Genomic DNA, 13,174 nt, shown 5'->3' on the forward strand with positions numbered 1-13,174 from the left:
AACTAGATAAATGAATGAGATGAGTAATTTATACAAAACGGCCTTGCATCAATTAGAAATTAGTGAGGATGATCAAGCTGTCCTAGAACAAGTTGGCTATTCCTTAGTCGGTCAAGCTGATGCTTTTCGTAAACTCCAACTGGTAATTTTTAAGAAAGAGTCTCTGTATAGTTACAGTAGTTTGCTTGGGACATCCGTTGAGATGGAGTTTGACTGGGACAGTTCAATAGCATGCTTGACGTATTTGGACTCGGAAGTCAAACTACCAATGAAAGACTTTATGCTTTGGCTATCCTATACGGACTTGCTTCTGGCCCCAGTTCTTCCTTTAGGAAGTTTGGTAGAGTTGGATCGCGACTTACTTCCTCAAGGGTTAGTTTCTGCCATGGAGGATGCAAAAGTTCCCTTTATGGCAACAATCATGGGGCGTAGGATTATCCCTGAACCAGATGATAAGGAATATATAGATTATATGGTGAGTATTTATCCCTATGGTATGAGATTAGATGTGGAACCATTGTTTATTCCAAGTTATTTAATTTCTCAGGTTATTCATAAAGGGTACAGCGATACGTTTGATCAAGACTATGTTGATCAGCAATTTCGAAAGGATTATTTCCAACATAATATTCTTTCCCTGACACATAGTACCGAAGGAGAAATCGATGAAAATTGATATGACAGAGGTTCAGAACCAAAAGACGTCCTTGTCTACCTCACAAACATCACTTTCAAATCAAATCGAAACAGCAAAGTCCTCATTTGTGAATCTGGTCAATTCGGAAAGTCTTAAAGGAGATGTCAAATCAGCAATTAATGCTAAGATTAGCAATCATCAAATTCCGCTGATGACGAATTTCTCTAACGCTATGACTCTTCTCTCTGCTCAATACGACAAAACGATTGAACAGTTTCAGACGACAGTATCCGAAACTGCGGCAGATGCAATTATTGATACAGACTACTTACAAGGAATCTTAGATGGTTTTTCAAGTATTGAGACCAGTATTTCTACTGTAGATGGACAAACAGCTAGTATTTATGACTCAATCTCTGACATTATTAGCCTAACTAATCCAGATGCTAGTACTATTACAACCCCCTTATCAGAAGGTAAAACCATTCTAACGGATACCAAAACAAATATGGAAAGCTTCAATGGTTGGAAGCGTGGTGATGACTACAGTAAATTATTGCAGATTCAGATGACTACTTTGGGAGGTTTAGCAGTTGCAGGCAAAACTTCTTTCACATCAAAAGAAGCTAAGGCATTTTACTACGAAGATGACTTTTTGAATGCTGTCAATCAAATTCAAGATTCTGTAAGTAATTCAACTCCAGTAAAAATGTTGAATTTAATATCAAAAACTGTTGATGGTTTATTTTTTGTGAAAAAAACAGCAGGGGAAATATCAGAGAATGAAAATAAAAATCGCTTGTCCAATGGTATGGATTTGTTAGAGGGCTACTATGATTTATTGGTAAAAGGCGCAAGAAGTCATAGTTCTCATCAAAGCATGGAGAGAGCAGGCTTTGATGGCCTAAACCAATTATGGCAGAAATATAGTAAGGATGGTCGAACACTTTGGGATGTGCTCTACCATTCAAGATTAGGAAATAAATTTAGATCTGTGATGACCTCAATTACTGAGTCTAAGGCATGGAAGTATGTGAGCAAGATCAAAGATACAGTTGATATGGTTGATGGTCCCCTCAAAAATGGCATTAAGATAGTTGGGAAAGGGCTCAACTTTGCTGGTTGGACTTTAATGGCAGCTGAAGCTGGTTATCATGGAATCAGCGCCTATAATGATAAAGGGAGTCGTGCTTATAAGAGTGTTGGTAAGTCTGTCCTCCATGCGGGTATAGAAACTATGAAGAATGCTGGTCCATTGGAAGCAACAGCTGTTGGAGCAAAGTTTGGTCCAATTGGAGCAGGAGTTGGTTTCCTGTTCGGAACTGTTAACGGGATTGCAGGTGTAGTTAATCCAAATGGAAAGGATGAATTTTACAAAGGTGTCGAGAATCTTGCATTTGATGCTTATGATGGGGCAGTTAAGACAGCGAAAAATGTTGGTAAAGCTCTTACTAGTGGATGGAAGACTGTTACGTCATGGTTTGGAGGCTAAACAATGAAGAGAGTAAGTATATTTGGTGCTGATTTTGAAGACAGTAAGAAAATTGTAACCAGTGGGAAGTATTCATTGACAGCAGGGATGCCAAATCCTATCCATATGAGCCTACTAAATCGCCTCTTTACAGTTGGTTTTTGTATGTTTATCTTTTTTGGTATTATAGGATATTTTATAACAATTGCTATGCCAAGTAGTATTGGTTTAGAAGGTGAAGTATATTATATATCTTCTGCTTCAACTGCCTTGATCCGATCTATGGCAGCATTTCTAAAACCTATTAGTCTGCTATTCTACTTAACTTATCTATTTGCTTCTATTCCTGTTTTTTGGCCTAAGAAGCGCTTGAGCAGTCAGGTCTTTACCTATTTCCCTCTCTATTTTCCATGGGTATCTTCTGCGTTTTTAGCAGTCTTCTACTTAGCAAGTGCTGTGGCCTACGATGCCAACACTCTGCTGGGATTCTGGCTTCAGCTGATAGTAGGAATCGCTCTCTTTATCTGGATAATTGTTAATAAAATCCAGAATTTGAAACGACGATTGAATGATGAAGATGAAAAGGAACTTCTGAAGAAAGTCTTGTTGATTGCCCTAGGAATAATGGTCCTTCTTTTTCCAATATCACTAGTTTATCATTTGGTAAATAAGCTACCGATTTTGTGGTATTCTTATCTTTTAAGCCCTTTGCTGACCGTTAGCTTTGTTATCTACGCTTATTTAGTAGCATTTCTCATTAATGTCCACATTGTGCAAGCCTACTATATCCATAAGTATCCGATGGAATACAAAGAATATTTGGAGATTAGTGACCGCGAATGGTACAGTAAATCCTATTATAAAAAGTTGGTCAAAAGTGGTCAGTTAGTAGAAAATAAGTAATAGAAAGGTGTAAAAATATGAGTGAAAAATTATTGCCATTAGGAAGTATTGTTTATTTGGAAGGTGGCACTGTTAAAGTGATGGTTGTTGGTCGAGGTGCCGTTTTAGAGCAAGAAGGAACCAATGTCTATTCAGACTACGTAGGAGTTGTATATCCTAGAGGAATTAACCCCGAAGATGCGGCGTTTTTTAACCATGAAAGTATTGAAAAAGTTGTCTTCAGAGGTTTTGAAGATGAAGAAGAAATTCGGTATATGGAAGTCTATGAAGACTGGGAAAAAGGTTTGGATATACCGAAAATGAAAGTTGAGGATTAAGTTTAGTAATCTCAATTATGAATCGCTATAAATGAAAAATCGCTTAAATAAAAGCGGTTTTTCATTTATAGCGATTTTAAAGTTTCTGAGACTATAATAAAGTATTTGCTAAGGGATGGTAAAAATAAGGCTGTTTATTAACTCGATGAAGATGGTGTAGTTAGTGGTCTTTAGGAGATATACTTGTCAGACGGATAGTTTCTATTCATTAAAATTTGTATTCAAACAAGCCTAACAATACGTTTGAATATTACGATAATTCGTGATAAACTAAAATAGTTGGATTCTATAGATATTTTGATAGTATTTATCATTTTTGGTGAGTAGTGGTCACCTTTTTAAATCTGGAAATTCACTATTTTTTTAATATAGAAAGCAGAGATGAAGTGTTGAAAAAAGTCAGTCAATTGTTTTTGCTACTGATGCTGTTATTTTATTCAGGAAGTACTGTTCATGCTAAAGATGGTGAGCTGGAATTAAAAACAGACTCAGTGACGCAGAAGAAGCAGCGTTCTCAAGGTAATGAGATTGAGCACATGTACGCTCCGAACTTGTTCATGGATCGAATAGAGCAAGAGGCGACAAAAAATAAGACAAACGCACAAGAAATCATTAAAATTGCTAATCAATCAAATTTCAGCAAGAGGGAAGTGTCGAGCGGAGATGGGGTAGATACGAAAGCCTATCGTCAGACTCTATTTCAAAATTACCAGGTTGCTGATAATATCAAGGTAGATAGACAAGAATCGGGAACAACGATGATCTGGTCAATTCTTGGTATAGTCTTGTTTATTGTGGCAATGCTATTAAGTGGCATTTATTTAGGAAGGATTTTTCATGGGGGAAGACTATTTAAACGCAACGATTAGATATAAGGATAAGGAAATAGATATTCGATTTTCTAAGACCTTATCTTTACAAGAAGTCAAGGAGTTAATGTGTTCAAATGATCTAGATAAGCTATTGTCTCTTCGTCAAAGCAATTGGTATTTAGATGTTCAAGGAAAGCTATTGCGGATAGAGCAACATAGAGCGTTGAAGGAGTATCCGTTAGGAAATGGAGACGTGCTGGAGGTAATCATAAATGACTGACAAAATTGATATTAAACATAGTAAGGAAAAGGTTAAGGTCGTTTTGGCACCAAGCCATTTTTCTAGACAAAAACTAGCAACTATTGAAAACTATTTGGATGCGACAGTGACATTAGAAGAGAATGGTTTCTTAACTCTATTGTATGATAAGCCAAACTTTTCCTATAGTCTGAAAGATCTTATCGCTGAAGAAATGACCGAGGTCAAACGTTTGGAATTGGCTCAAAAGATGGAGTCAATCACTTTTTCTGAGCATAGCTTTAAGGTTCCTTACATTCATCCAAAAAATATCTTTTTACAAGGAAGTGTCATCAAAATTCTTCATTATGGTTTAGAAGGAATTATGAATCCAATTCCCTATACTTCAGAGACTTTCTTGATGAACTACAAAGCTCTGGTTGTCTCTATTCTTCGACCAAAGCTTGATTTTGAGCTTTTGGTGAATGGTATCTCGGCTATTAGTGACTCACTAGTACAAGATATCATCGCCTGTAAGACATATGATGAAGTTGTAAAATATATCAATGAAGCGTATGACAAGGCCTATCAAGAAGAAAAGAAGACCAAGATCGTAGTCTCAAAAAGAAATTGGCGTATTTTTTCCATTGGAATGGGAATTTTTTCTGTAGCGACGATTACGTTAGGCGCTTTCGCAGCATATTTTTATTTTTGGTCTATTCCTGTTCAGAAAGCAACTGTCAGTGCACAGAGTCAGTTTATCTCTAAACACTATGATGATGTGGCCGATGAATTACAAGAATTCAAGGTGAATCGCTTAGGGAAGGAAGCGAAATATGTTTTAGCCTCTTCCTACGTTCACTTAGATGACTTATCTGAGGAGCAGAAATCAAGTGTTTTGAATACAATTACTCCATCTAGCGAAGAGAATCTGTTAGATTATTGGATCTATCTTGGAAGGGGAGACTATAAAAAATCTCTCGATTTAGCTCAGAATATTGGAGATGATCAGTTGACCCTCCATGCCTATACGAATTTGTATGAACAGACCCGTGAGGATAAAAACATGAAGGGTGCGGACAAACAAAAGAAATTGAGTGAATATCGTAAGGAAATTGAAGAGCTCTCTAAAAAACTAGGGGTAAAAGTGGGTAACGAAAAAGATGAGTAGGGAAAATAATAAATTATTTAACAATACAGAAAAGGATCCGACAGCTAGTGGTATGTTGGATCAAATCAAAGTAGTTATATTTGGTGATAGATTTTCTTTGCTCACTTTTACAGAGGGAGACAGTGCTGAAGACCAAGGACTTTCTTTCAACGTAAAGAATGGTAAGATATACTCTAATGGACAGGAGTTAGCTACGGGGAAAAACATCATTGGAACGAAGACGGTCTATGTACTGGACGAAGGGCAGAATATTTTTGTCAGTTATATGTCGCCTCCGGCTGAGGATTTTGTCATCTCAAAAGAGAAAGAGTCAGATCTCAAAATTCAATCAAATACCTATGTCCTATTTTCCAACGGTAAAGTGTACGTCTATCCAAATGGCAATGTTTTCTATCTAAATGACCAATTGGGTACTGCTGATGTGATTGCTGATTTTAAACAAGGGGATAGTCTTTTTGTCGAGAACTACCTTGTAGAATTTTTAGAGGATCAGTGGAAAATTTCCTCATTTGTGGAAAAACCACATTTTAACAGCCAAACCGTATTATTAAAAGCTAAAAGCTCTATCTATCCTGCCAATTTCCCAGTTTATCGGCGGAGTCCGCGTGTGCTACCTACTATCTACGATAAGAGACAGAGAATTGAAAAGCCCAAGAATCCACCGACAAAACCCAAAAATGCGATTTGGCGAGCAATCGTTCCTCCTATTGGGATGGTAGCTCTTTCTGGATTAGTAGTAGTTTTAATGGGAAGAAATGCTATTATGATGCTGAGCATGGGGGGGATGAGTATCCTTACCGCGGCTTTCTCCATTACAAGCTATTTTTCTGATAAGAAAGAGTACAAACAAAAGAAGATTTCAAGGGTTGAAGATTATGAGTCGTACTTATTGAAGCAAGTATCTACTCTGCAAAAACACTATGCAGAAGAGAAGAAAATCCTTTTTTATCAGCAACCGAATATAGAAACGTTGATTGAAATGATCAAGCATTACGATGAACGTCTTTATGAACGCTTGCCTTTCAATGAAGATTTCATGACGGTTTCACTAGGATTGGGTGAGATGGATAGCCAGCTTCAAATTGATTATCAAACGGACTATTTAACCAAAGATAAATTAACTATATTTTCTCAAGATTTATTAAAGACCTATGAGAAACAAAAGGGAGTTCCTGTCACCACTACACTGGCTGAAAATATTGTCGGACTTGTGGCTAAACACGATATGGGGCAGTTGTTCATTCAGCAAATTTTGTTGCAAATTGCTGCTTTTCACTCTTATCATGATGTGATCTTTGTTAATTTGAGCTCCCAAGAAGATTATGATCAAATTTGGAAGAAATGGAGATTTTTACCTCATTTTCTATTACCAATGATTAATGTTCGTGGATTTGTTCATGATGATCGGACAAAGGATGCTGTGCTGACAAGTCTGTATCAAGTACTGCAGTCTCGTTTTCAAGAAGCTGACCAAAAGAAGAGGACCTTTTTGCCTCAAATCGTAATTGTCATTTCAGATGATCGATTGTTATCTGGACATGCGATTAATGAGAGCCTTTCAAGGCCGGACTTGTCTTCCTTTGGGGTGACAGTTATTTGGGTTAAAGAAAGTCGGCGTCAATTACCGGAGACGGTTACCACACTAATTGATTTGAAAAATGGAGATACCGCTACATTAATCAATAACAGGGGGCTATATGTTAATCAAGATTTCACTCCCTACCCTATGAATATTGATTACGAGCCAGCTATTCGTCATCTAAGCAACCTTATTCATGAGGAAACGCAGAAGAATGCGCTCCCTGATGCAATTACTTTCTTCGAGCTTTATAATGTAGAACATGTTTATGATTTGAATATTGCCAGTCGATGGGTCAATGGTGATACGTCTAAGAGCTTGGCAGTTCCACTTGGAGTACGTGGTAAGGATGATATTGTCCAATTAAACTTGCATGAACGTGCTCATGGGCCCCATGGTCTTGTGGCGGGTACAACGGGATCAGGTAAGTCTGAAATTCTGCAGTCTTATATGCTGTCGTTAGCATTGAATTTTAGTCCAGAAGATATTGGCTTCCTTCCAATTGACTTTAAAGGTGGGGGGATGGCAAACTTATTTAAAGATTTACCGCATCTATTGGGTGTCATCACGAACTTAGATGGAGCAGGGATTCAACGTGCCCTGGCTTCAATTAGAGCTGAGTTGCAAAAACGTCAACGTCTATTTGGAAGATATGGAGTCAACCATATTAATGGCTATACCAAATTATACAAAGAGGGACGTTCAGGATCCGAGGGAGACTTCCCTACAGAGCCACTGCCTCATCTATTCCTGATCTCGGATGAATTCGCTGAGTTAAAGCAAAATGAACCGGAATTTATGACGGAGCTGGTATCAGCGGCACGTATTGGACGTTCTTTGGGAATTCACTTGATTCTTGCTACTCAAAAACCTTCTGGGGTTGTCAATGACCAAATCTGGTCTAACTCTCGTTTTAAATTAGCATTGAAAGTTGCGGAAAAAGCTGATTCAAATGAAATTATCAAAACTCCAGATGCTGCAAGTATTACTCAGCCAGGTCGTGCCTATTTACAAGTCGGCAATAACGAAATTTATGAGCTATTCCAATCAGCTTGGAGTGGTGCGCGCTATGCACCTACAGTGAAATCACGAACAGAAGAAGTTGATAATCGAATTTGGTTGATCAATGAGCTGGGACAATATGAACTTGCAACGACAGATCTCTCTTACTTAGAAGAAGAAACTGTAAGTATTGATCCTAATGCTGACGAAACGGAACTTGATGCAGTTGTTGAGTATATCGCACAATATGCAAAGAGTATCGACCTTCGTATGCCAACAAAACCGTGGTTACCTCCTCTTAAAGATGAGATTACCTCACCACTTTTAGTTCCAAAATGGACAGAACATAAACTCCATAAGGCTCCTTTTGCTCTAATGGATGTACCTTCAGAGCAAGCGCAACATGTGTTAGAGTTTGATCTGGAAGAATTCAGTCATAGTATCATTTATGCTTCACCAGGATTTGGTAAATCTCAAGCGCTTCAAACGCTAGTCATGAACTTCGCTCGATTGAATAGTCCAGCTCAGATGCATTTCAATTTATTTGATTTTGGAACCAATGGGCTATTCCCGTTGAAAGGATTGCCACATGTAGCGGATATCGTCAATTTAGATGATTCAGAAAAATTATTGAAGTTCTTGAAGGCTTTACAGAAGGAAATCCAAAAACGTCGAGATCTATTGGCTGAATATGGCGTCACTTCCATTGAACAATATGAGCAAAAGACTGGTCAGTCTTTACCATTTATTTTAAATATTGTAGATTCATATGATACCGTTCGTGATCATCCTTTGGAAAGCTCTATTGAGTCAGCTTTCCATCAGGTGCTTCGAGAAGGGGCAAGCTTAGGAATTTATTTGATTGTCACAGTCCTTCGGAATACGACAATGAAGTTAAGTATGCGAAGCAACTTTGCTACTCAATTTGTCTTATACTTGGTAGATAAGGATTCCAAGAAAGATTTGATTGGCTTTGATGCTCTTGCTGATCAAGTAATCCCTGGTCGTGGTCAGATTCGATTTGATGAACCAATTCGATTCCAAGTTTATCTTGCAACTGAGGGTGGTTCAAATCTTGAACGATTGCAAAGTCTTGAAACTGCTATTGAATCAATGGATCAAGCATGGGATGGACCTCGACCAGAAGCTGTTCCGATGCTTGCAAATGAAATCACGTTTGAAACATTTGAAGACGATCCTGCTGTTCATAGTGAACGTCAATTATTCAATATTCCAATTGGTTATGATAAAGAAACAACATTGCTTCGCTCGATCGAACCAATGAATTATGACTTTATCCTGTTGATGGACGATACACCTTCTCAGACGTATAGTCTGGAGCGGACGCTATTATCTGCGTTTTCAGCCTTTTCTGGAAAAGTCAATCGCGTAGTGGTAGACACCGACGGACGATTTACTGGAATGAATGACTACTTTGATACTATCATTGAGGAAGCTACGATGGGTCAATTCCTTAATGAGCTATTAGGAATTATTCAATCAGGTATGCGTAGAGAACAACCGATGTTTGTTTATCTGCCTGATATTAACTTAACTGGCGACAAGATTATGCTGACGGATAAAGATGTCAATACTTTATTTACAAAATCATCAGCGGTAAACATTCATTTGATTTTCCATGGTTACCAAAGTGGTATCGTTACTAAATTTACACCATTCTTCAAGAGATTACGACAAAATGTCCCAATGGGAACTTTTGGTACCACCTTTAATGAGCAAAAAGTGGTTCCTGGTCGTACTAAATACAATGAACCATTGGTGGAACTCAATGAGACTCAGCTATTTATTGGTAGGGATGTGTACCGTCTGAGAATACCACAAGACAAGTAGATACAGAAAGTTTCTATAAGATTTTCTGAATGTGATATAATAGAAGAAACTCTACAAGCGATTTTGTTTCTACTGCTTGTGGGGAATAGCATCATTTATATTTTTTGATGATAAGGTAAAATCATTTTAGGAGAAAAAGCCATAATGAGTATAAATAAAATTAAAAAATACTTACTTGGAAAAGGGTTGATTATTTTATGTTTGGTGATGACGGTTGCTATTCTTGCCTATATGGCACAGTCAGATAAACTATCATTTGTTCTTGGAAGTAAGGAAAAGACACACCTTCGTATTGGGATTGTAAACCAGGACGAAGGGGACCAACTAAACAATGTTTCCTACAATTTTGGTGAAGATTTTACAAAATTGTTAGCAAAAGATGAAAGTGGAAAAACTAGTTGGAAAGTCATGTCTAGGGACCAAGCGGAGAGTCAATATAAAGATAATTCGCTAGAGGCAATTATTTATATTCCAAAAGACTTCTCACATAATGTCTTACAGCTGTCTAGTTTTAATCCTGAAAAGGCTAAAATCACCTATAAAGTAAAAGAATCTGTCAAAAAAGAACAGTCGCTTGAAATGGCTCAGCAAGTAGGAGAATACGTTAACAGCCTAAACCAGGAAACCATTCGTTTGTACTTTACAAGTGTCATTAATAATCTTGATGATGCTAAAATTCAGATGAATACTATTGTTGGTGATGAGTCAAATATCTATAACTCTTTGACTACGTCAATCTTACAGCCAGCTGATCAAAGTATAAAATCCTTAGATACGATTCCTTCAATTGCGGAGAGTGTTCAATCTTCTAATAGATCTTTCGAACAGTCTGTATTAAATTTTAAAACCTCGACTACGGATTTATTAAAAGCAAATGCAGAATCTCTGCTTGGCCAGACTGATTCGATTTCAAAATATAAAGCAGTGCAATCACAAGTTGCTAATCATAATGCCCAAGTTGCAGGCAATTCTGCTAAGAATCAGTATGACAAAGATAACAATTTGTATCAAAACTTATACAATAGTACAAATGATTCTTTAAATATTTTTGGAAATACTGAGATACCGACGGATCCAAATATCCCACCATCTTATTTAGTACAATTATCTCAGCGTATTGATAACTACAATCAAAGAATTACTGGTTTCCAAACGCAAGTTACTCAAACTCAGACAGAATTAACAGCGTTAAAGACGTCTCTAGAGGGTTCTCGTACGCAGATTTCTCAAAACTACTTTGATGGAACAATTGTAGACACCTCTACTTTGGGAGATAATGAGTCTGATATTACGAAAGCTGTCAGTGCTGGTGTAGATACAAATAGTGTAAGAGAAGCATTAGCTAAACAGGTAGTTTCGACTTTATCAAGCTCAGATCGATTGCCTGGAGACTATGACAATCAAGTCAATAGCACCATTGCCTCCATTAGTGTAAACCCAGCTGACTACGCTAGTCTATTTACTAAACTTAAGGAACTAGGTGCTTTAACAGACGCACAAATCGCTTCATATAATTCTAAATTAAACTTATTGACACAGTACGCTAGCGTGAAAGGTTCGACTACAGGGTCAATGCCAGGTTATACATTTATAACAGTTGCTAATGATGTATTACCATCAGCTGACTCAAAAACAGTGACATTGGATAATGTCTATCCAGAAGTAACAACTGAGAAAAGTGGAACAAATAAATACAACGCTACTCCAATTAGTGTTGCAAATGTTCAAGTTCATGGAGCTAAGTCAGCTACGGTAGTTCCAAGTACAGCGACCATTTCAGATCCAACCCCTATTCAACTACAAATCCAGTATACTCCTGATTATGGTCTAAACACGATCTCGTTCGATCTTCAGGTTGGTAGTGAGAAGATACCTATGCAGTACAGCTTCTTCTATGACAAGAATAAGGGTAGTGAAGCTTTGATTCAGAGTGATTTATCTACTGTTTTTGAGCAACTTTCTCGAATCGATACGGCGGCAACGACCGTTAAAAATATCTATGGTAGTCCATCCTCGTCCTATGCTGTTGATGTTGCTAATCCTGCAGGTGACTCTATTGCTAAGATGTATGGAAATATTTCGGCAACTTCTGTGGCCGATAAATTACAACAAAAAGATGTTGATCAATATCGGAAATCAGGAATTGACTTATATGTTAAGTTGAGTAGGCAGATAAACCAGCTTCAAGCACAGATAGATTCCCTTCCGCAACTTCAAGGTGCTGAACTTCCAAATAATTACTTTACAGCCAGTATCAAAGATCTAACTAAATGGTATCAAGCGGCAAGTGCTAAGCTAAAACAAGAATATGAAGAATGGCAGAAAAATGGTCCAGAACTCATAGAAATTTCTGCAACAAATTCAGGGGATGGCTTAGCAACTAATAAGATCTATACAACTGATGAAAGTAGTGACGGTTTGCTTGATATTGTTACCAGACTTGCATCAAGTACCAAAAACACATCTGAAACGATTAACTCAAATGGAAGTGTAATCGGTTCTATGGAAACACAATTTAACTCTTTATCAGAACAGTCTAAAAAAATTCAAGAAGAAGTGAAGCAAGTCCATCAACAAACAGAAATGCTCATAAAGAATCAGAGCAAGAATATTGAAGAGAGCACGGAATTTAATAAAAACTTCCAAGGTGTACTTTCAAATGCTCGATCAAATGGAACAGATAACCAAGCAGTTCTTAACTTCTTGGCAAAACCAATTGTAACTGAAAAGACTAATCAATCGAGTGTCTTGTCAACTACGCCAATATGGGCCTATCTACTTGTTATTTTGCTTCTAACAAATATTGCTACTGGATTGATGATCAGAGAGTATTCTCGTCAAAAGAGAGAAGAAGCTGCTGAAAAAGAAGAAGAGGAACACTTTGAATAGGTGTCATTCTGCTGTCTAAGATTGCTTCTAGATCAATTGTAGTAGACGATAGAAACTAGATTTTAAGAGGCTGGGACAAAAGTCCTAGCCTCTCAATTATTTTTGGATTGTTGAGAAAGACGCAGTGGTTGAGTGGGCTCTACTACACTGATTTCATCAGCTTTTACAGCTCTACTCAACTGTGCGGAGGTGGGACGATGAAATCGAATTCTAACGAATTACCGATTTCTGTCCCACTCTCTCTTTATAATAGAAGGAGTATGGTATGGTTTTTGTTACCTTATTTATTATTTTAATGCTTGTC

General features: G+C 37.4%; 8 protein-coding genes. All 8 read left to right on the forward strand.

Features of this window, described 5'->3' with window-relative positions:
- The first annotated feature begins 10 nt into the window (after positions 1-10).
- A complete protein-coding gene (locus QZ158_RS04010) occupies positions 11-676 on the forward strand; it encodes a DUF4176 domain-containing protein (RefSeq protein WP_154859030.1) in 666 nt (221 codons plus the stop codon).
- On the forward strand, positions 666-2,129 hold the full coding sequence (locus QZ158_RS04015; protein ID WP_293875053.1) for a T7SS effector LXG polymorphic toxin: 1,464 nt from the start codon (positions 666-668) through the stop codon (positions 2,127-2,129). The genes QZ158_RS04010 and QZ158_RS04015 overlap by 11 nt, the downstream gene beginning before the upstream one ends.
- 3 nt (positions 2,130-2,132) lie before the next feature.
- Entirely contained in the window at positions 2,133-3,011 is an 879-nt protein-coding gene (locus tag QZ158_RS04020; RefSeq protein ID WP_293875055.1) for a beta-carotene 15,15'-monooxygenase, read from the forward strand.
- Positions 3,012-3,028: 17 nt separating this feature from the next.
- Positions 3,029-3,328 carry a DUF4176 domain-containing protein gene (locus tag QZ158_RS04025; protein WP_154859024.1) on the forward strand — a complete coding sequence of 100 codons (300 nt, stop codon included), beginning with the start codon at positions 3,029-3,031 and terminating at the stop codon, positions 3,326-3,328.
- A 326-nt stretch (positions 3,329-3,654) separates the two neighbouring features.
- Positions 3,655-4,197 (forward strand): type VII secretion protein EssA, encoded by a 543-nt coding sequence (gene essA, locus QZ158_RS04030; RefSeq protein WP_293875058.1) that lies wholly within the window; start codon positions 3,655-3,657, stop codon positions 4,195-4,197.
- 215 nt (positions 4,198-4,412) lie between these two features.
- Positions 4,413-5,549 carry a type VII secretion protein EssB gene (gene essB / locus QZ158_RS04035; RefSeq protein WP_293875060.1) on the forward strand — a complete coding sequence of 379 codons (1,137 nt, stop codon included), beginning with the start codon at positions 4,413-4,415 and terminating at the stop codon, positions 5,547-5,549.
- Positions 5,542-9,981: a type VII secretion protein EssC gene (gene essC / locus QZ158_RS04040; protein WP_293875062.1), complete on the forward strand. Its 4,440-nt coding sequence runs from the start codon at positions 5,542-5,544 to the stop codon at positions 9,979-9,981. Before essB ends, essC begins: the two co-directional genes overlap by 8 nt.
- Before the next feature lie 144 nt (positions 9,982-10,125).
- Positions 10,126-12,870 (forward strand): type VII secretion protein EsaA, encoded by a 2,745-nt coding sequence (gene esaA, locus QZ158_RS04045; RefSeq protein ID WP_293875064.1) that lies wholly within the window; start codon positions 10,126-10,128, stop codon positions 12,868-12,870.
- The last annotated feature ends 304 nt before the right edge of the window (positions 12,871-13,174 follow it).

Origin of the sequence: Streptococcus sp. A12 (genome assembly GCF_905372335.1) — a bacterium.
GTDB lineage: Bacteria > Bacillota > Bacilli > Lactobacillales > Streptococcaceae > Streptococcus.

Coding starts and splice junctions, on each gene's coding strand:
- QZ158_RS04010 (WP_154859030.1), top strand. CDS start 11: ATGAATGAGATGAGTAATTTATACAAAACGGCCTTGCATCAATTAGAA.
- QZ158_RS04015 (WP_293875053.1), top strand. CDS start 666: ATGAAAATTGATATGACAGAGGTTCAGAACCAAAAGACGTCCTTGTCT.
- QZ158_RS04020 (WP_293875055.1), top strand. CDS start 2,133: ATGAAGAGAGTAAGTATATTTGGTGCTGATTTTGAAGACAGTAAGAAA.
- QZ158_RS04025 (WP_154859024.1), top strand. CDS start 3,029: ATGAGTGAAAAATTATTGCCATTAGGAAGTATTGTTTATTTGGAAGGT.
- essB (WP_293875060.1), top strand. CDS start 4,413: ATGACTGACAAAATTGATATTAAACATAGTAAGGAAAAGGTTAAGGTC.
- essC (WP_293875062.1), top strand. CDS start 5,542: ATGAGTAGGGAAAATAATAAATTATTTAACAATACAGAAAAGGATCCG.
- esaA (WP_293875064.1), top strand. CDS start 10,126: ATGAGTATAAATAAAATTAAAAAATACTTACTTGGAAAAGGGTTGATT.